General features: G+C 58.1%; 16 protein-coding genes. 8 read left to right on the top strand and 8 right to left on the bottom strand.

From position 1 onward, the window contains the following. Positions 1-59 precede the first annotated feature (59 nt). From mioC to ravA, 5 genes are all read right to left on the bottom strand, one after another. Entirely contained in the window at positions 60-500 is a 441-nt protein-coding gene (gene mioC / locus RT657_RS17900) for an FMN-binding protein MioC (protein WP_313656081.1), read from the bottom strand. A 153-nt stretch (positions 501-653) separates the two neighbouring features. After that, positions 654-1,115: a transcriptional regulator AsnC gene (asnC, locus tag RT657_RS17895; RefSeq protein ID WP_313656080.1), complete on the bottom strand. Its 462-nt coding sequence runs from the start codon at positions 1,113-1,115 to the stop codon at positions 654-656. A 103-nt stretch (positions 1,116-1,218) separates the two neighbouring features. Then, positions 1,219-3,357 carry a 5-histidylcysteine sulfoxide synthase gene (gene ovoA / locus RT657_RS17890; protein WP_313656079.1) on the bottom strand — a complete coding sequence of 713 codons (2,139 nt, stop codon included), beginning with the start codon at positions 3,355-3,357 and terminating at the stop codon, positions 1,219-1,221. 280 nt (positions 3,358-3,637) lie between these two features. Next, entirely contained in the window at positions 3,638-5,098 is a 1,461-nt protein-coding gene (gene viaA / locus RT657_RS17885) for an ATPase RavA stimulator ViaA (protein ID WP_313656078.1), read from the bottom strand. Continuing rightward, positions 5,095-6,591: an ATPase RavA gene (gene ravA / locus RT657_RS17880; protein WP_313656077.1), complete on the bottom strand. Its 1,497-nt coding sequence runs from the start codon at positions 6,589-6,591 to the stop codon at positions 5,095-5,097. Before ravA ends, viaA begins: the two co-directional genes overlap by 4 nt. A gap of 290 nt (positions 6,592-6,881) precedes the next feature. Here ravA and kup point away from each other — a divergent pair, with 290 nt between their 5' ends. Next, the gene (kup, locus tag RT657_RS17875) at positions 6,882-8,750 is read left to right on the top strand and encodes a low affinity potassium transporter Kup (RefSeq protein ID WP_313656076.1); all 1,869 of its coding nucleotides are present in this window, start codon (positions 6,882-6,884) and stop codon (positions 8,748-8,750) included. Between the two features lie 30 nt (positions 8,751-8,780). On the opposite strand, the gene qseC is transcribed toward kup, so the two are convergent. After that, positions 8,781-10,121 carry a quorum sensing histidine kinase QseC gene (gene qseC / locus RT657_RS17870; RefSeq protein WP_313656074.1) on the bottom strand — a complete coding sequence of 447 codons (1,341 nt, stop codon included), beginning with the start codon at positions 10,119-10,121 and terminating at the stop codon, positions 8,781-8,783. Next, positions 10,109-10,780, bottom strand: coding sequence for a quorum sensing response regulator transcription factor QseB (gene qseB / locus RT657_RS17865; RefSeq protein WP_313656073.1), 672 nt, complete (start codon positions 10,778-10,780; stop codon positions 10,109-10,111). Before qseB ends, qseC begins: the two co-directional genes overlap by 13 nt. 162 nt (positions 10,781-10,942) lie before the next feature. Here qseB and RT657_RS17860 point away from each other — a divergent pair, with 162 nt between their 5' ends. From RT657_RS17860 to rbsR, 7 genes are all read left to right on the top strand, one after another. Next, a complete protein-coding gene (locus RT657_RS17860; protein WP_313656072.1) occupies positions 10,943-11,350 on the top strand; it encodes a YgiW/YdeI family stress tolerance OB fold protein in 408 nt (135 codons plus the stop codon). A gap of 214 nt (positions 11,351-11,564) precedes the next feature. Further along, complete coding sequence (gene rbsD / locus RT657_RS17855; RefSeq protein WP_313656070.1) at positions 11,565-11,984, top strand: D-ribose pyranase; 420 nt, start codon at positions 11,565-11,567, stop codon at positions 11,982-11,984. A gap of 7 nt (positions 11,985-11,991) precedes the next feature. Next, on the top strand, positions 11,992-13,500 hold the full coding sequence (gene rbsA, locus RT657_RS17850; protein ID WP_313656068.1) for a ribose ABC transporter ATP-binding protein RbsA: 1,509 nt from the start codon (positions 11,992-11,994) through the stop codon (positions 13,498-13,500). Beyond that, positions 13,497-14,468: a ribose ABC transporter permease gene (rbsC, locus tag RT657_RS17845; protein WP_128084213.1), complete on the top strand. Its 972-nt coding sequence runs from the start codon at positions 13,497-13,499 to the stop codon at positions 14,466-14,468. The genes rbsA and rbsC overlap by 4 nt, the downstream gene beginning before the upstream one ends. A gap of 25 nt (positions 14,469-14,493) precedes the next feature. After that, the gene (gene rbsB / locus RT657_RS17840) at positions 14,494-15,369 is read left to right on the top strand and encodes a ribose ABC transporter substrate-binding protein RbsB (RefSeq protein WP_313656066.1); all 876 of its coding nucleotides are present in this window, start codon (positions 14,494-14,496) and stop codon (positions 15,367-15,369) included. A 61-nt stretch (positions 15,370-15,430) separates the two neighbouring features. Next, positions 15,431-16,360, top strand: coding sequence for a ribokinase (gene rbsK / locus RT657_RS17835; protein ID WP_313656064.1), 930 nt, complete (start codon positions 15,431-15,433; stop codon positions 16,358-16,360). Between the two features lie 13 nt (positions 16,361-16,373). Then, on the top strand, positions 16,374-17,357 hold the full coding sequence (rbsR, locus tag RT657_RS17830; protein WP_313656145.1) for a ribose operon transcriptional repressor RbsR: 984 nt from the start codon (positions 16,374-16,376) through the stop codon (positions 17,355-17,357). Here the strand turns inward: rbsR and mdtD are convergent. Then, positions 17,354-18,754, bottom strand: coding sequence for a multidrug transporter subunit MdtD (gene mdtD, locus RT657_RS17825; RefSeq protein WP_313656063.1), 1,401 nt, complete (start codon positions 18,752-18,754; stop codon positions 17,354-17,356). The two genes, rbsR and mdtD, sit on opposite strands and share 4 nt — an antisense overlap. Between the last annotated feature and the right edge of the window lie 303 nt (positions 18,755-19,057).

The raw sequence follows: 19,057 nt of genomic DNA, 5'->3' as shown, positions 1-19,057 counted from the left end.
AGGATAAAATCAGCATCTTCTACTGGGGATCGTGACTATTTCGCGATCCCCGACCGCCTTCAGATCGCGGTTTTCCAGCTTTCCAGCCAGGCCTCAGCCGGATCTTCGGGGATTTCATGCTCCAGCACGTCAATCTCCAGACGATCGCCGATCCGTTGTGCACCCCGGGCAACCAACAGCGCGTCAATCTGACGGATCGCGCCACAAAAGAGATCGTATTCATGATTGCCGAGCCCGACAGCACCGAACCGCACCTGAGAGAGGTCGGGCTGCGTGTCACGGATGGTTTCAAAGAGCGGCAGCAGATTGTCGGGAATATCGCCCGCGCCGTGGGTAGAGCTGACCACCAGCCAGATCCCCTCGGACGGCAGCTCATCCAGCGCCGGGCCGTGCAGCATCTGCGTTGAGAAGCCTGCATCCTGTAATTTTTCTTCCAGATGTTCAGCCACGTACTCTGCACTACCCAGGGTACTGCCACTGATTAAGGTAATATCGGCCATCTTGCTCTCCCGGACATTAAGGCGAGCATTGTACGCTGTGATCAAGCAGTGATCCACCTGTGGACAACAGGGTTAATCGATCAGAAGAAGCGAACGTAGCCGCTGTCAGCCGCCACATTCGTCAGGGATAAGATTATGCACAGGCGAGCGGGATCAGGGCCTGATGGTACGCATGATCGGGTTTTGCAGTGAGATCAGGGTCTCAGTGGACTGGATTTCATCGATGGTCTGGATCTTGTTGATCAACACCTGTTGCAGGGCATCGATCGAGCGGCACATTACTTTAATAAAGATGCTGTAGTGGCCGGTGGTGTACCAGGCTTCAACCACCTCATCCAGCGCGTTCAGTTTGCTCAGCGCCGCCGGATAGTCGCGGGCGCTTTTCAGGATGATGCCAATAAAGCAGCAGACATCGAACCCCAGCTGACGGGGGTCGATATCCACGCGGGTACCCAGAATGATGCCCGCCTGTTTCATTTTCTCCACGCGCACATGTATGGTGCCAGGGCTGACATTAAACTGTTTTGCCAGCTCGGCGTAAGCGGTGCGCGCATTCTCCAGCAGGGCATTCAGAATGCCGCGATCCAGATTATCGAGCTGCAGGTGTTCGGCCATGGCCATCCTCGTTATAGGTCTGCTTGAGTCAACAGGGATGAATGTGCAGCAAAACAGCGGTTCAGGCAACTCCCGGCAGCAGCGGGCGCCGCTGCCGGTTCACTTAACGTTTACGCCAGAGCGTGACCTGCGCCAGCGTGTGCTGGAACTTGCGGGCCGTCTCGCGGATCACAAAGGGGACATCCTGCGGTTCGCCAATCTGCTCGAAGTCGTCCGCCAGCAGACGCTGTAGCGCCTGCAGCGTCGTCAGTGCTTCTCCGTTTTCACGCACGCCGCCCAGCCAGTTCTCCTTCGGCGTGAAATCCTCCAGCCAGGTATAAGGCGATGAAAGCAGCAGGATGCCGCCCTGACGCAGCATCGGCGTGACATCCTGCAGGAAACGCGCAGGCTGTCGCAGACGATCGATCAGGTTAGAGGCGAGCACCAGATCGTAACGTCCGGGCTGCGGTTTAAGATTGCAGGCGTCGCCCTGCACGAACTGGATCCGCTGTGCCAGTTCGCTCTCCGGTGCGAAATCTTTCAGGCGAACCTGACGATACTCGACCAGATCGCCCTCCTGGGGCAGCAGATAACGGAAGTCTTCGCCGCTGGCCAGCTGCATCGCCACATCAATAAAGCGTGCCGAATAGTCCATGCCGGTTACCCGATCAAAATGGCGCGCCAGTTCGAAGCTGGCGCGTCCGGTGGCGCAACCAATATCCAGCGCCTCGCCACGTGCGCGGGTGTGCTCCAGCGCCAGTCGGACCAGGCTTTCGGCGTAGTTATCAACGCCGAAATAGCGCGGGCCATACTGGAAGTCGAGATACTGCGACACCATGGCATCCGATTCATAGGGGTTCAGCGCCATGGTTTCCTGATGGGTGGAGACCACATAGCGGAAACCGGCATGCTGGAAGAAGTGGCGGCGGAACGCATAGCGGGCCGATTTCAGCGCTTCGTTGCCGGTCGAGATCCAGCTGCCGCCTTTAATAAGCGAATGTTTGCCATCAAAGGTCGGGGTGGAGAAATCGTCGTAAAGTGGATGGACTTTAAAGCCTTCGAAACCGTTGGTGGGTGTGGTGGTCCACTGCCAGACGTTACCGACGATATCGAAGAAGCTGCCCTGGGCAAACAGATCGACCGGGGATGAGGAAGCCCAGTACGCCAGGTTAATGTTGCCCGGCGCCCGCTCCCACTCCGGCTGATCGCCAGCCACCTGTTCACGCAGCTGTGCCCACTCCGCTTCGCAGGGCAGCTGGATGGCCATGCCGGTCTGCGCCGCTTTCCAGCGGCAGAATGCGGCCGCCTCCAGCTGATTGACCTCGGCAGGCCAGTCCCACGGCATGGCGACCTCTTCGCACATCAGGCGCAGTTTTAGCTGATCGGGCATCGCAGGCGTGCCCACCCAGAAGGTCGGCATCGCGGCGTTGGCAAACTGACACCAGCCCCAGCCTTCATCATCCCACCAGCGACGATCCTGATAGCCGCCGGCCTCGACGAACGCAAAATACTCCGCGTTGCTGACCAGCATTTTGCTCGCCTGGAACGGCTGCAGCGTAATCTGCTGACGGCCATATTCGTTATCCCAGCCGTAAGTATCGTCGGTTTTTCCCAGGGTGACCGTGCCGCCGGGCATCGGCAGCAGGCTATTGGCAGGCACGGTCTCACGCTGGTGGCGCGCCATCGGGCAGACCGGCCAGGCGGCCTGCGGTCTGACCCACTCAAGCGGTAACTGGCGTATCAGTACGCTGGAGGTTTCCAGGTGAATACGTTCATGCTCAATACCCATCAGGATCACCCAGGCCGGGCTCTCCCAGGTGATCGGCAGCGTAATGGGCATGGTCTGGATCAGGTCGCTGACCAGCGCCTTCACGCGCCCGCGGTATTCACGGACTTCATCAATGGTCGGCCAGTCATAGTGACTGTCGTTGAGATCGTCCCAGCTCATCTCATCTACCCCGATCGCCATCATCGCTTCGATGCGATCGTCCAGACGGGTGTCAATCAGGCGTCCGACCATCAGCTTATTAATGTAGAAGGTCGCGGTATGACCAAAATAGAAGATCAATGGATGGCGTAACGGAATGGCTTTGTTGAACCAGGCCCTGGAATCGGCCAGACAGGTGAACAGGCTTTCATACTGTTCCCAGGTCTGAAGAAAATAGGCCAGCAACTCGGCACGTTTTTGTTCAATGTTCTGGCCGGAGAGCAATAACGTCCGCGTCGGGGCTGGCAAATCGCGGTGGGGTTGAGCAAGCGTCACAGGAAGCTCCAGATTGCTGAGTAAGTGAAACGGTAATTTACTATAGCAAAGAAGCTTTTCTGCCAGATGACTCAGAGCCTGCCCGTCAGGCTATTTTATTTGCCACTCTGAACCTGGGCAGTGCTCACACAGGCTGCTTTAGCAACCTGAACGCCCGTCAGGGCGGCCCTGAAGGGGCGAGCACAGCGAGTAATCCTCACGTACTCCGTGTACGCTCCGGTTGTTCCGCGCTGTCCGTGTCCAGACTGTCTGCAACCATTACGCCTGTCGGGACAGGCTCTTAACGGCGCCAGTGGCGCAGCAGACGGCTTTTCATACCGGTATCGAAGCGCCAGATATGGTCGAAGATGCGCAGAATGCCGGGTTTTCCATGGGCCGACATCGCCACGGCATGAAAACGTTGCTGATTATGTCGCTGGCGTTGTTTAATTGCGCCGATCACCTCTTCCGGCAGGCGCTGAGCGATAAAATCGGAGACGATCACCGCGTCGGCCTCCTGCCACGCGCTGCCCTCCATCCGGGTCACTACTGAGGCGAGGCAGGCGGCCAGATCGGTGCCGCCGCGAAAACGCTGGCTCAGGAAGCGGATCGCCTGTTCCAGCCCATCATCGCCGGTCAGCTCATAGCCAATCACCTCATGCGCGAACAGCATAATGTAGCAGCGACGACGATCGGCCAGCGCGACCTTCAGCAGCGCCAGACAAAAGGCTTTGGCGCAGCGCTCGTTAAAGCCCCCCATCGAACCGGAGGTATCCACGCAGACAATAAAAGGGCCACGCGGCTGCTCCTCATGCTGTTGATGGCTGGCCGGACGCATCGTCACCTTCTCATGCCAGGCGTCGCCCTGCAGCCTGTAGGTCAGCAGCCGTTTCTCGACCAGTCGCCGGTAAAACTCCAGCTCCAGTTCGCTGATGCTCAGCGCCGCGAGTTCCGGCGGCAGCAGACGCAGCACATCGTCGCTCTGATGAATACCGCTCACCTCTTCCGGCACGGCATCTGGCTCCTGTACCAGCTGGTGGAACGCTTCCATGGGCGCCTCCTGCGACGGCACCGATTTGGCCTCACGGCTGCGCCCCAGCTGCTGAGCCAGCGTCATCAGTTCCGGTTGCTGCGCCAGAAAATCGCCATACTGCAGCATCAGCTGATAGTCGCCGGGCTGCAGGGACGCTTTGCTCATGTCCCACAGCCGGCCAGCGGCTGCTTCATCATCGTCACCGAGAACCGGTGCCAGCTGACCGCTCAGCGCCATGCGCTGCTGCAGTTCCGCCATCAGACGTTCGCGCTGCTGCTCCAGCAGATCCTGATTCAGCGTCAGGGTTTGCAGGGTCAGGCTCAGCCGCCAGCGCTGCAGAAAAAGCTGGTGCTGTGCGCTGCTGAGCTGGCGGGCCTCCGTGTGCTGCAGCAGCCGGTGTGCTTCATCAAGAAAGGGGGATGGCAGGCTTTCGAGCGCCCTGAGGGTGGTGTCCAGCTGGTGGCAGAATTCACGATCGCTGAGGAGCTGAACCCGCTGGAAGAGCTGAAACTCCTCTGCCAGCGTGGCCGGAACCGGCGTAGCTTTGAGTTCCGCATTAATCTCGGCCCGCCAGCGCGGCACATCGCGCAGCAGCGCTTTTTTCAGGCCGGGAAACTTTTCAAAAAACAGTGCCAGCTGGGGAGACGCCAGCAGAGCAATAATCAGCTCTTCAATCAGTTCGGTCTCACCCACCGAGAGCAGGGTGCTGAGCGTCTCAACAGAGATCATTTACGCGCCTGTTTCAGCTGCTCTGCCACATCCTGCAGGCTGGTTTCGACCCGCGCCAGCCAGTCGTCGCTGATGAACAGACAGCGCTGATGCTGACTGAAGAGATGCCGCTGGGAACGCAGTTCACTCTCCAGCGCATCCAGCGCCTCGGTAATTTCTCCGGGCAGCGGTTCGCTGTTGCTGACGCCAGGCAGGGTCAGGCGCGACGACTGCAGGCTGACATCGCGGATCGCCAGACAGTGCTGCGCATCCACCTGCAAATCCAGACTCTGGGCAAAGCCGATGCCATTAAGCTTACCGCGTACCTCGCCCCCTTTCTGCAGCCACTGATTCAGCGCATCACGGGCGATCACCAGATGGGTGACCTGCATATCATGCAGCGTCAGCGGTTTCTGCAGCATCAGCGTCAGCTGCTCATCGGTGAGGTTTTCCGGCATATCGTAATGGGGTTTACGGCTGAACATGCCGCTGTGCTTTTCCAGGGTGATCGCCTGAGCGATGCTCTGCTGTTGCTGCAGCGCCAGGCGGCGCGCCTTGATCTGCTGCAGTTTAAGCAGCATCGGTTGCTGCTGCCAGGCGTGCAGCGTCATCAGCTGATCGATTTCACGCTCCAGCAGCTGCATGGAGGCGACGTCGTGCCAGAGACAATCTTTCAGCAGAATCAGATCGATAGGCGCAATGGCGCTCCGCCCGCTGTAAAAGGCACTCGCCTGCAGCAGGTGAATGGCTTTTTTCCAGCGACGGTCGGAAATATAGGGCGCGGCAGGCTGGCTCTCCAGCTGCTGGCGCAGCTGATAAATCAGCTCAAACACCGCATCAGGCAGCGTGACCTGGCTGATGCTGCGCTGCCACTGCGCATACTCCTCATCGCTGATGCGCAGCGATTCCGCGACCGGATTGGTATGCTCATCCTGCTGATGAGTCAGCATGCTGCGGAAGTTCTGCTTCTCATGCACATTATCCAGCCACAGGCGGATCAGCATCCGGTCATAGAGCGCCTCAAGGCCGCTGTCGGCTTCAGGCAGCTCGTTGGAGGCGGTGACCAGCAGCCGCATCGGGATTTTCTCTTCGCAGTCGCCGTTGCGGAAGCGGCGTTCATTAATGGCGGTCAGCAGGGTATTCAGGATTGCCGGTCCGGCTTTCCAGATCTCATCCAGAAAAACAATCTCTGCGTCGGGCAGGTAGCCTTTGGTGAGACGCTGATAGCGTCCTTCATCCTTAAGCGCCTGAATGGAAAGCGGGCCAAACACCTCTTCCGGCGTCGAAAAACGGGTCATCAGATATTCAAAGGCACGGGCGTGCTGAAAAGCATATTTAAGGCGGCGGGCAATCAGGCTCTTGGCGATACCGGGCGGTCCCAGCAGGAACACGCTCTCACCGCTCAGCGCCGCCAGCAGGCAGAGGCGAATGGCATGATGCCGCTCATATAATCCTTTTTCTAACGCATTGCTAAGGCGAGAAATTCTTTCTGCCAAAAGGTGGGGTTGAGCCATAATCACATCAATATCCTTACGAACGTCGGGCCGCCGCGCTTAAGCAAGCGCCTTACTCTATAGATCATCATGCGTGAAAGCGTTGATAGCTGTCAGCTTTTTTGTTTCAGAAGGTTTGCCTGGTTAAACGTCGCGTTAAAAGGAGACGTTTACGCCTGAAACGGCCTCGTGATCCGGGCCGGGCGGCGAAGCGGGTATAGGAATTTTTGGTAAACCGTGCATACTGTGCGCTTTTTGATGGCCTGAGCGAGGGGGATTGCGCCTCTTTGACTCCAACAAAAGATAACTCTATGAGCTCGGATAATAAGCAGTCACTTCGTGGATTGACGCTGGCCGCGATTGGTGTTGTTTACGGGGATATCGGCACCAGTCCGCTATATACCCTGCGTGAATGCCTCTCCGGACAGTTTGGCTTCGGTGTTGAACGGGAAGCGGTATTTGGCTTTCTGTCGCTGATTTTCTGGCTGCTGGTGCTGGTGGTCTCACTGAAATATATCAGTTATGTGATGCGCGCCGACAACGCAGGTGAGGGCGGTATTCTGACGCTGATGTCGCTGGCGGGCCGGCATACCGGGGGGCGTGCCACGGCAATACTGGTGATCATGGGCCTGATTGGCGGCAGCTTCTTCTATGGCGAGGTGGTGATCACCCCGGCTATTTCGGTGATGTCAGCCATCGAAGGGCTGGAAATTGCCGCGCCGTCGCTGGATCCCTTCATTGTGCCGATGTCGATTGCGGTCCTGACGCTGCTGTTTGTGATTCAGAAACATGGTACCGGCATGGTGGGAAAACTCTTCGCCCCGGTGATGCTGCTGTGGTTCCTGGTGCTGGCCGTGCTTGGCGGCCTCGGCATTATGAAGAACCCGGAGGTGCTGCATGCGCTGAATCCCGCCTACGCCGTTGAGTTCTTCCTGCACTATAAATCGGTCTCCTTTTTCGCTCTGGGCGCGGTGGTGCTGGCGATTACCGGGGTTGAAGCGCTCTATGCCGATATGGGGCACTTCGGCAAAGTGCCAATCCGGCTGGCATGGTTCTCGGTGGTGCTGCCTTCGCTGGTGCTGAACTATTTTGGTCAGGGGGCGCTGTTACTCAGCGATCCTAAAGCGATTAAAAATCCCTTCTTTCTGCTGGCGCCGGACTGGGCGCTGATCCCGATGCTGATTCTGGCGACGCTGGCGACGGTGATTGCGTCACAGGCGGTTATCTCCGGAGTTTTCTCGCTGACCCGTCAGGCGGTGCGCCTGGGCTATCTGCCCGGGATGCGTATCATTCATACCTCCGAGCGCGAATCAGGCCAGATTTATATTCCGGTTATCAACTGGGTACTCTATTTCGCGGTGCTGATTGTGATTATCAGCTTCGAGCACTCCAGCAACCTGGCGGCAGCCTATGGTATCGCCGTGACCGGCACCATGGTGCTGACATCCATCCTCTCCTGTACCGTAGCGATTAAAAACTGGCACTGGCACAAGCTGGCGGTCGGCCTTATCCTGGTGCTGCTGCTCTGCATCGACGTGCCGCTGTTTACGGCAAACCTGGTGAAAATCTTTTCGGGTGGCTGGCTGCCGCTCTGCCTTGGCCTGGTGATGTTTATCATCATGACAACGTGGAAAAGCGAACGTTTCCGTCTGCTGCGTCGCCTGCATGAGCACGGCAACTCTCTGGAGGCAATGATCGCCTCACTGGAGAAAGCGCCGCCGGTTCGTGTGCCTGGCACGGCGGTCTATATGTCGCGCGCCCTGAATGTCATCCCGTTTGCGATGCTGCATAACCTCAAGCACAACAAGGTGCTGCATGAGCGGGTTGTGCTGCTGACGTTGCGGACAGAAGATGCCCCTTACGTTCATAACGTTCGGCGCGTCACCATTGAGCAGCTTTCACCCACTTTCTGGCGGGTTGTGGCGAGCTACGGCTGGCGCGAAACGCCTAACGTTGAGGAGATTTTCCACCGGTGCGGGCTGGAAGGGCTGAACTGTCGCATGATGGAGACCTCCTTCTTTATGTCGCACGAGTCGCTGATCATCGGCAAACGTCCGTGGTATCTGCGCCTGCGCGGCAAACTCTTCCTGGCACTGCAGCGCAATGCGCTCCGTGCGCCGGACCAGTTTGAGATCCCGCCAAACCGGGTGATCGAGCTGGGAACCCAGGTCGAGATTTGATCGGCCGCGCCCGCCTTTCGGGGTGGGCGCTCACCAGCGCAGCGTGACGCAGAGTCCGCTGTCGGGTCGCTGGCTGAAGGCGACATGCATCCCATGCAGCTGGGCAATCTGGCGGACGATCGATAATCCCAGTCCGCTGCCACTCTTCTCCTGACCCGGCGGTCGCCAGAAACGCTCACCGAGCCGTTGCCGATCGGCGTCGCTCAGACCCTCGCCATTATCCTCCACCGACAGGCTGTTCGCCCCTAACCGCACATCGACTTCACTGCCCGCGGGCGTATAACGAATGGCGTTATCCAGCAGATTGCGCACCAGCAGCGACAGCAGCAGCGGATTGCCCTGAAGCTGCGGATCGGCCTCCGCATGCAGCCGCAGGGTAACACCCGCCTTATCCGCCAGCGGCAGCTGGGCAGCCAGCGTCTCCTGCACCGTGCGTTTCAGCGTCACCGGTTCAAAGGCGCTGCGGGCGTCCTCTGCTTCCACCCGCGAGAGCGTCAGCAGCTGATCCACCAGCCGGGTCGCGCGGCTGATGCCGTTATCCAGCTGCTGCAGCGCATGGGTGCGCATCCCTTCATCATCCGCCGTCAGCTGGATCACCTCGCTTTGCACCTGCAGCGCCGCCAGCGGACTGCGTAACTCATGCGCGGCATCGGAGGTAAAGCGCCGTTCACGCTGCACCATTGCGCTGATGCGACTGAACAGCCCGTTAAGGGCGACCATCAGCGGCTGAACCTCTTTCGGCACGCGGTCAGCCTGCAGCGGCGTGTCGTCATCCGGCGCACGCTGCGCCAGCTGCCGCGCCAGCGTTTTCAGTGGCCGCAGTTCAGACCAGACCAGCGCGATCAGCAACAGCAGCATAAAAGGCAGGGCGATCAGCCAAGGCAGAACGCTGGCGCGCATCAGATCCCGTATCATGTCGTCGCGGTATTCTGACTCCTGACCGACGACAACCCGGAACTGCTGATCGGACGTGGTCAGCCAGACAAAACGCCAGCGGTCGTCATCGTTGGTAAGCTGCCCCTCATGAAATCCCTGATACTCCGCCTCAAACGGCAGGTAACGGCCATTGTCACCATCGTTTAGCACCTGCCTGCCGTCACGTGTGAAGACCGCAAACGCCAGAGCGTCGTCATCCTGGTCGCCGCGATGGTGGCGCAGTATTGCTTTGGTTCTGGGCAGCGTGGCGTTGTCCAGCGAAGAAAAATCCAGCGTCAGCAGGCGTTTGGCCAGCAGCATCTGCTGAGTATCGAAGAGCTCATCCAGCGTTTCGCGAGTCTGATGCCAGGCGCTGAGGCTGGCACTGACCCAGCAGATGCCCAGCAGCAGCACAAAGCCGAAGCCGAGCCGCAGAAACAGGCTCATTGATCGCATCCGGCGTCTCCCAGGGTATAACCGACGCCATGCAGCGTACGGATAAAGTGGCTGCCCAGCTTCTTACGCAGATGATGGATATGCACTTCCACCGCGTTGCTGGAGACATCGGCATCCCAGCTGTAAAGCTTCTCTTCCAGCTGGCTGCGCGTCAGCACCCGGCCGGGGTTGCGCATAAAGAGTTCCAGCAGCGCCAGTTCACGACTTTTCAGCGCAACCGACTCACCATCGCATATCACACTGTGGCTGCCCGGGATCAGCACCACGTTGCCGTGACGGAGTTCAGGCTGTAGCTGGCCGTGACGACGGCGGATCAGCGCCTGCAAGCGAGCGGCCACTTCAGTCAGGGCGAAGGGTTTGCAAAGATAGTCGTCGGCGCCCTGCTGCAGCCCTTCGATCCGCTGGTCGAGTGCATCGCGGGCGGTCAGGATCAGCACGGGCACATCGTTGCCCTGCTGTCGCCACTGCCGCAGGATATCGAGTCCATCACGCTCAGGCAGTGAGAGATCCAGAATCACCGCATCCCAGGGCGCCGCCGCCAGGGCATTGAAGCCCGCCTCACCCGAGGTAAACCAGTCCACGCTGAAGCCCAGCTTACTCAGCCCCGCCTTAATGCCGTCGCCAATCAGGCGATCGTCCTCAACCAGTAAAATACGCATCCCGTCTCCCTTTGCTGTTAGCGTTTTATACGAAGCCCCTTACGGCTTGTACAGCGGATTCCGGCGTAATGCGCTTATTTTTAACGCTTAAGAAGCTGTTAAGAACCCCATGGTCTACTAGGCTGATTCACATCGGCAACATGACTCAAAAAGGAGTACACCATGAAAAAGCACGCTGCAATTCTGGCCGTCGTAATGCTGACTTCCGCGCCGGTTTTTGCTGCCCAGCAGGGCGGATTTGTTGATCCCAGCGCACCCGCTGCTCAGACGCAGGCCAAAGATGCGCAGGGCGGATTCAAAGCTGACCACACCAGCGTCGTGACCGTAAAGCAGGCGGAAGAGATGAAGGATGACAGCTGGATCACCGTACGCGGTAAGCTGGAAAAGCAGATCGGACATGAAGATTATCTGTTCCGTGACCAGACCGGCACGATGAAGGTGGAGATCGACCATAAGCACTGGAACGGTCAGACCGTTTCACCGCAGGACAACGTTGAGCTGACGGGTGAACTGGATAAAGATTTCAACAGCATTGAGTTGGATGTAAAACAGGTTAAGAAACTGCCTTAACCCTCCCGGTGCAGGTTCATTTCAGGAACCGCACCTGGCCTTCTCTGCCCTGCCGGGCCGCCTCTGCGGCCCCGCTTTCCGGCCTTAACGCAAATTTCCCTCCGCATAAGCGAAACGTTTCGATAACGATCACAGATTTCTAATCTGCCGATTGAGTTGCTGACGGCTTTTCATACACTCCTGAAAGCGAAACGTTTCGCTGTGGAGTGAAAAGATGAAAAAAGGTCGCCTGTTAAACGCTGAACTCTCCTATGTGATTGCCCGCCTGGGACACACGGATACGCTGACGATTGCCGATGCTGGCTTGCCGATCCCGGCAGGGCCGCAGCGCATTGATTTAGCCCTTACGCCGGGAACGCCCGATTTTATGCAGGTGGTGAATGCCGTTGCACTGGAGATGCAGGTTGAGGGCGCTCTGATCGCCGAGGAGATTAAGCAACACAATCCGTCACTTCATGGCGCGCTGATCGCCGTGCTCGAAGCCTTGCAACAGCACCAGGGAAATACCATCACCATCCGCTACATCAGTCATGAGACATTCAAACAACAAACGCAGCGTAGTCAGGCGGTCATTCGCAGCGGAGAGTGTTCTCCGTTTGCGAATGTCATCCTCAGCGCCGGTGTGACCTTCTGAGGCGGCTATGCAACCTTTACTGCAACTCGACGGCATTGAAAAATCTTTTCCGGGTGTGAAAGCCCTGAAAGGCGCGTCGCTGAATGTCCGGGCCGGACGCGTCATGGCGCTGGTGGGCGAGAACGGCGCAGGCAAGTCCACCATGATGAAAGTGCTGACCGGGATCTATCAGTATGATGCCGGTACGCTGCGCTGGCTGGGCAAAGAGACCCGCTTCAGTGGGCCAAAAGCCTCACAGGAAGCGGGCATTGGCATTATCCATCAGGAACTGAACCTGATCCCGCAGTTAACCGTGGCGGAGAATATTTTCCTCGGCCGCGAATATGTCACGGCCTTTGGCCGTATCCAGTGGTCACGGATGTATGCCGAAGCTGATGCACTGCTGAAACGCCTCAATCTGCGCTTCAGCAGCCATAAGCTGGTGGGCGATTTGTCGATTGGCGATCAGCAAATGGTCGAGATCGCCAAAGTACTGAGCTTCGAGTCAAAAGTGATCATTATGGATGAGCCGACCGATGCGCTCACCGACACCGAAACGCTGTCGCTTTTTCGGGTGATCAACGAGCTGAAAGCGCAGGGCTGCGGCATCGTTTACATCTCGCATCGCATGAAAGAGATTTTTGAGATCTGCGATGACGTCACGGTGTTCCGCGATGGTCAGTTTATTGCTGAACGTCCGGTCAGTGCGCTGACCGAAGAGAGCCTGATTGAGATGATGGTTGGCCGCAAGCTGGAAGATCAATATCCCCATATCGACCAGGCTCCTGGCGAGGTGCGGCTCAGGGTAGAGAACGTCAGCGGGCCGGGCGTGGATGATGTCAGTTTCAGCCTGCGCAAAGGTGAAATCCTGGGGATCTCCGGGCTGATGGGCGCGGGCCGGACTGAGCTGATGAAGGTCCTCTATGGCGCGCTGCCGCGTCGGGCCGGATCCCTGTGGCTCAATGGCCGGGAAGTGGTGACGCGTTCACCGCAGGATGGGCTGGCTAATGGTATCGTCTACATCTCTGAAGATCGTAAGCGCGATGGCCTGGTGCTGGGCATGTCGGTAAAAGAGAACATGTCGCTGACGGCGCTTCGCTACTTCAGTCACGGCGGCGGCACTCTGAAACATGCAGCGGAGCAGCTGGCGGTAGGAGACTTCATCCGGCTGTTCAACGTCAAAACTCCCTCCATGGAGCAGCCGATTGGTCTGCTTTCAGGGGGAAACCAGCAGAAAGTGGCGATCGCCCGTGGCCTGATGACCCGTCCGGACGTCCTGATTCTCGATGAGCCGACGCGCGGTGTGGATGTCGGCGCGAAGAAAGAGATCTATCAACTGATTAACCAGTTTAAAGCCGAAGGGCTGAGCATCATTCTGGTCTCCTCGGAGATGCCGGAGGTGCTGGGCATGAGCGATCGAATACTGGTAATGCATGAAGGCCGTATCAGCGGCGAATTTACCCGGGAAGAGGCCACTCAGGAGAGTCTGATGGCCGCCGCCGTAGGCAAGCAACACAGCGAGGATTTAGTGGTATGACGACCCAAACTTTACCTGCCAGCCGTCGCTGGTTTAGCAAAAGCTGGCTGCTGGAACAGAAGTCGCTGATTGCGCTGCTGGTGCTGATCGCCGTGGTGGCCAGCCAGAGCCCGAACTTCTTTACCGTGGCGAACCTGTTCAACATCCTGCAGCAGACCTCGGTTAACGCCATTATGGCGGTGGGCATGACGCTGGTGATCCTGACCTCCGGTATCGACCTTTCTGTTGGATCGCTGCTGGCCCTGACCGGTGCGGTGGGCGCCTCGCTGGTTGGCATGGAAGTGAATGCCCTCGTCGCTGTGGCGGCTTCGCTGGCGCTGGGGGCGGCTATCGGCGGCGTGACCGGCACGATTGTGGCGCGTGGCAAGGTACAGGCGTTTATCGCCACGCTGGTGATGATGCTGCTGCTGCGCGGTGTCACCATGGTCTACACCGACGGCAGCCCGATTAACACCGGCTTCAGCGCCAATGCCGATCTGCTGGGCTGGTTTGGTATCGGTCGTCCGCTGGGCGTTCCTGCGCCGGTCTGGCTGATGGCGGTGGTCTTCATCGCCGCCTGGTACATGCTGCAGCACACCCGTCTGGGTCGCTACATCTATGCCCTGGGCGGAAACGAGGCGGCAACGCGTCTTTCCGGCATTAACGTCAATCGCGTCAAAATCATCGTCTATTCACTGAGCGGCATGCTGGCGGCGCTGGCGGGCACGATTGAAGTGGCGCGTCTCTCCTCGGCTCAGCCGACGGCGGGCACCGGCTATGAGCTGGATGCGATTGCGGCAGTGGTGCTGGGCGGTACCAGTCTGGCGGGCGGTAAAGGGCGTATTTTTGGCACCCTGATTGGCGCGCTGATCCTCGGCTTCCTGAATAACGGCCTGAACCTGATGGGCGTTTCTTCGTACTACCAGATGATCGTTAAAGCGGTAGTCATCCTGCTGGCGGTGCTGGTGGATAATAAAAGCAGTAAATAACTCTGACCTTACACAGGATAATAAGATGAAAAAGTTAACCATACTGGCTGCGATCCTTGGCGCAACGCTCAGCACCGGTGCGATGGCAAAAGATACCATCGCGCTGGTCGTCTCAACCCTGAACAACCCGTTCTTTGTTTCGCTGAAAGAGGGCGCGCAGAAAGAGGCGGACAAGCTGGGCTACAACCTGGTGGTGCTGGACTCTCAGAACAACCCGGCGAAAGAGCTGGCGAATGTGCAGGATCTGACGGTTCGCGGTACCAAACTGCTGCTGATCAACCCGACCGATTCTGACGCCGTGGGCAACGCTGTGAAGATGGCGAACCAGGCGAAGATTCCGGTGATTACGCTGGACCGCGTGGCCGCACAGGGCACCGTTGTCAGCCATGTCGCCTCAGATAACCGTTTCGGCGGTAAAATGGCGGGTGACTACATCGCGAAGAAAGTGGGCGAAAACGCCAAAATTATTGAGCTGCAGGGCATTGCCGGCACGTCTGCCGCCCGTGAACGTGGCGAAGGTTTCAAACAGGCCGCAGAGGCACACAAATTCCAGATCCTCGCCAGCCAGCCTGCTGATTTTGATCGTACCAAGGGCCTGAACGTCATGCAGAACCTGCTGCAGGCTCATCCGGATGTGCAGGCCGTCTTCGCTCAGAACGATGAAATGGCGCTGGGTGCACTGCGTGCGCTGCAGACCGCCGGTAAAACCGGTGTGATCGTGGTAGGTTTTGACGGTACCGCAGATGGCGTTAAAGCTGTTGAAAGTGGCAAACTGTCTGCGACTGTGGCACAGATGCCAGACAAAATTGGCATGATCGGCGTGGATACCGCTGATAAAGTGCTGAAGGGTGAAAAAGTGAAGGCGATCAACCCGGTCGACCTGAAGCTGGTCACTCAATAACTCAAAGAAAAGCAGGGCACCGCGCCACCCTTCCGGTGGCGCACTTATTCCGGACTCCCCTATGAGCAAAAACGCAAAACTGGCCGTTCTTGGCAGCATTAACGCTGACCACATCCTTAATCTGGCGCACTTCCCTCGTCCCGGTGAAACGGTGATCGGGCAGGCTTATCAGATTGCGTTTGGTGGTAAAGGTGCCAATCAGGCCGTCGCAGCTGGCCGTGCGGGTGCCGATATCGCCTTTATCGCCTGTGTGGGCGCTGACGACACTGGCGAACGTATCCGCTTGCAGCTGGCGCAGGACAACATTGATACCGCTCCGGTCGGCGTCGTCGAGGGTGAGTCAACAGGCGTGGCGATGATCTTCGTCAATGGCGAAGGTGAGAACACTATCGGCATCTACGCTGGCGCGAATGCGGCGCTGACGCCTGCGTATGTGACGCGCCATCAGCAGGTGATCGCCGGGGCCGATGCGCTATTGATGCAGCTGGAGTCTCCGCTGGAGAGCGTCCTGGCGGCTGCCCGGCTCGCCCGACAGCATCAGACCCAGGTGATCCTGAATCCGGCACCCGCCACTCCGCTCTCCGATGAGCTGCTGGGGTTAGTCGATATCATCACCCCCAATGAAACTGAAGCGGAGAGTCTGACCGGCATTGCGGTCAGCAGCGACGACGACGCGGCTCGCGCGGCAGCCGTGCTGCACGCCAAAGGCATCGGTACGGTACTGATTACTTTGGGACGCCGCGGCGTCTGGCTGAGCGAACAGGGCGAAGGTCAGCGTATTGCCGGCTTTAGCGTGAAGGCCATCGACACCATCGCAGCGGGCGATACCTTTAACGGTGCCTTTATTACCGCACGGCTGGAGCAGAAACCGATCAATGACGCAGTGCGATTTGCTCATGCCGCCGCCGCGATCGCCGTTACCCGACCGGGTGCGCAGCCCTCCGTGCCGTGGCGCGCGGAGATCGATGAATTTTTGCAGCAGCAGGGCTAAGCGCTTGAGCACTATGAAAGATGTCGCCCGGCTGGCGGGCGTCTCCACCTCCACCGTTTCGCACGTTATCAACAACAATCGCTTTGTGAGCGACGGCGTGCGGGAAAAGGTTGAGCAGGCGATACGTCATCTCAATTACGCGCCCTCTGCCCTGGCGCGCAGTCTGAAAATCAATCAGACGCACACGATCGGTATGCTGCTGACGACCAGCAGCAACCCGTTTTACGCTGAAGTAGTAAGGGGCGTGGAGGAGAGCTGCTACCAGCGTGGCTACAGCCTGATCCTCTGCAATACGGCGGGTGACGAGGAGCGGATGAACCGCAGCCTGGAAACGCTGATGCAGAAACGCGTCGATGGCTTACTGATCATGTGTACCGAAAGTCATCTGCCTTCGGCCGACATCCTGAACCGCTATCCCGCGATTCCGGCGGTCATGATGGACTGGGCGCCCTTTGAAGGGCGGGGTGACATCATTCAGGATAACGCGCTGCTGGGTGGCGAGCTGGCGACGCAGCATCTTATCGACAGCGGCTACACCCGCATCGCCTGTATCGCGGGTCCGCAGGATAAAACGCCAGCGCGGATGCGGCTGGAAGGCTATCGCAATGCCATGACAAAGAGTGGCCTGGAGATTTTACCTGGCTATGTGGTGAGCGGAGACTTTGAGTTTCAGGGCGGCTATAACGGCATGGTCGAGCTGCTGTCGCTGGAAACGCCGCCGCAGGCGGTATTCACCAGTAACGATGCGATGGCAGTCGGCGTTTATCACGCACTCTATCAGGCTGGCATGCAGGTTCCGCAGCAGATGGCGGTCATGGGCTATGACGATATCGAACTGGCCCGTTATCTCACTCCGCCACTCAGCACCATTCATCAGCCTAAAGATGCATTGGGCGAACTGGCCATCGATACTCTGCTCCATCGGCTCAGCGATCCCGACGCCAGCCAGCAGACGCTGGTGCTGACGCCAGAACTGGTTATGCGGGGCTCCGTTTAGCGTTTTCTCTTTTTATCGCGATCGCTGATCAGATTCCGCCCATCCCCGTTTTTCAGCAGCATAAAGGTCAGCGCCGACAGCACCGTCACCACCCCCATCGTCAGGAACGTGGCGTGAAACTGGGAAATGGTGCTCGTTTCAAACTCCTGATAGAAGCGGAGTACGGCCGCACTGACCGCCACACCAAAACTGATAGCGAGCTGCTGCGTCACGGCCAGCACGCTGTTGCCGCCACTGGCATTATCATCATCAAGGTCGGCCAGCGTAATGGTATTCATGGCGGTGAACTGCGTTGACATGGCCATGCCGAGAATAAACAGCGGAAGTAGCAGCACAATGATGCTCTCTGCCGGAGACTGCAGAGAGAAGCTGGCAATCAGAATACCGATAATCGTTGTAATGCCGACCAGCAGGCGACGATAGCCCAGCCAGCGCAGCAGCTGAGTCACCGTCGATTTCGCCAGTATGGAGCCGATAGCGATAGGCGCCATCATGCAGCCGGCAATAATCGCAGAGTAGCCAAAACCCACCTGCAACATAAGCGGCATTAAAAAGGGCACACAGCCGGTTCCGAGACGTGACGCAATGTTGCCGCCAATGCCGACTGAGAAGGTGCGGGTTTTAAACATCGGCAGATTGATCAGCGGTGAAGGGTGACGCCGGGCATGCACGATATAAAGAAGCAACAGTACAATCCCGCTGAGTAATATCCCGCCAGCCAGCCAGGCCGAAACCACACGTTCGCCAAACAGCTCAATCCCGATGGAGATCATCACCAGCCCGGCCCCGAACAGCAGGAAGCCGATAAAGTCGAAGCGGCGTTTTGGCGTGGTGAAGTCCGGCATATATTTGCGGGCATAGACAATACCCAGAATGCCGATCGGAATATTAATCAGGAAGATCCAGTGCCACGTTGCATAGGTCACCAGCACGCCGCCCAGCAGCGGGCCCAGTATCGGGCCGACTAATCCCGGCATTGTCACAAAGTTGAGCACCGGCAGCAGTTCACTGCGCGGGTAGGCGCGCAACAGCGCGAGTCGCGCGACCGGCATCATCATGGCACCCCCAATGCCCTGCACGACGCGTGAGATGACCAGCACCTGAAGCGTCGGCGACAGCGCACAGGCCAGCGAACCGAGGGTAAAAAGGGAAACCGCAATAATAAATACCCGGCGGGTGCCGAAGCGATCGGCAAGCCAGCCGCTGACCGGGATCAGCATCGCGACGGTCAGGGTGTAGCTGATAACAGCAGATTGCATGGCAAGGGGAGAACGGTCGAGGCTGGTGGCGATAGCGGGCAGGGCAGTATTGAGTATGGTGGCGTCGAGCGACTGCATGAAAAAGGCCATCGCCGCTATCCATGGCAAACCGGCCATGCTGCGCGCAGATCTAATCATTGGGTATCCTTCCTGGGGTTTCCTGCGAGAAGAAGCAAAATAATAGCACCAGCCTTCAGCCACATCAGGTCTCTTTACAACGTTTCATGGCGATATTTGTGCGCTAATCAGTCATTAAACGTCGGTTTTTAAGCCGTTCGTTTAAAAAAGAGACGCTCAGTAAATTAATTCAAAGAAACACTTGTCAGCCCGGCGAAACTCCCTATAATGCGCCTCCATCAACACGGCACACCGGCAACGGGAAACGTGCTGAGAGGTTCAGGAAACTGACCCGCCGGAGAAAAACTTCTGAAAAAGAGGTTG

Origin of the sequence: Pantoea sp., assembly GCF_032114055.1 — a bacterium.
GTDB lineage: Bacteria > Pseudomonadota > Gammaproteobacteria > Enterobacterales > Enterobacteriaceae > Pantoea.
This window is presented reverse-complemented; position numbering and strand designations above follow the sequence as displayed.

What these genes read in the sequence shown, in the direction of transcription:
- mioC (WP_313656081.1), bottom strand. Translation starts at nt 500, where the DNA reads ATGGCCGATATTACCTTAATCAGTGGCAGTACCCTGGGTAGTGCAGAG.
- asnC (WP_313656080.1), bottom strand. Translation starts at nt 1,115, where the DNA reads ATGGCCGAACACCTGCAGCTCGATAATCTGGATCGCGGCATTCTGAAT.
- viaA (WP_313656078.1), bottom strand. Translation starts at nt 5,098, where the DNA reads ATGATCTCTGTTGAGACGCTCAGCACCCTGCTCTCGGTGGGTGAGACC.
- ravA (WP_313656077.1), bottom strand. Translation starts at nt 6,591, where the DNA reads ATGGCTCAACCCCACCTTTTGGCAGAAAGAATTTCTCGCCTTAGCAAT.
- kup (WP_313656076.1), top strand. Translation starts at nt 6,882, where the DNA reads ATGAGCTCGGATAATAAGCAGTCACTTCGTGGATTGACGCTGGCCGCG.
- qseC (WP_313656074.1), bottom strand. Translation starts at nt 10,121, where the DNA reads ATGCGATCAATGAGCCTGTTTCTGCGGCTCGGCTTCGGCTTTGTGCTG.
- qseB (WP_313656073.1), bottom strand. Translation starts at nt 10,780, where the DNA reads ATGCGTATTTTACTGGTTGAGGACGATCGCCTGATTGGCGACGGCATT.
- RT657_RS17860 (WP_313656072.1), top strand. Translation starts at nt 10,943, where the DNA reads ATGAAAAAGCACGCTGCAATTCTGGCCGTCGTAATGCTGACTTCCGCG.
- rbsD (WP_313656070.1), top strand. Translation starts at nt 11,565, where the DNA reads ATGAAAAAAGGTCGCCTGTTAAACGCTGAACTCTCCTATGTGATTGCC.
- rbsA (WP_313656068.1), top strand. Translation starts at nt 11,992, where the DNA reads ATGCAACCTTTACTGCAACTCGACGGCATTGAAAAATCTTTTCCGGGT.
- rbsC (WP_128084213.1), top strand. Translation starts at nt 13,497, where the DNA reads ATGACGACCCAAACTTTACCTGCCAGCCGTCGCTGGTTTAGCAAAAGC.
- rbsB (WP_313656066.1), top strand. Translation starts at nt 14,494, where the DNA reads ATGAAAAAGTTAACCATACTGGCTGCGATCCTTGGCGCAACGCTCAGC.
- rbsK (WP_313656064.1), top strand. Translation starts at nt 15,431, where the DNA reads ATGAGCAAAAACGCAAAACTGGCCGTTCTTGGCAGCATTAACGCTGAC.
- rbsR (WP_313656145.1), top strand. Translation starts at nt 16,374, where the DNA reads ATGAAAGATGTCGCCCGGCTGGCGGGCGTCTCCACCTCCACCGTTTCG.
- mdtD (WP_313656063.1), bottom strand. Translation starts at nt 18,754, where the DNA reads ATGATTAGATCTGCGCGCAGCATGGCCGGTTTGCCATGGATAGCGGCG.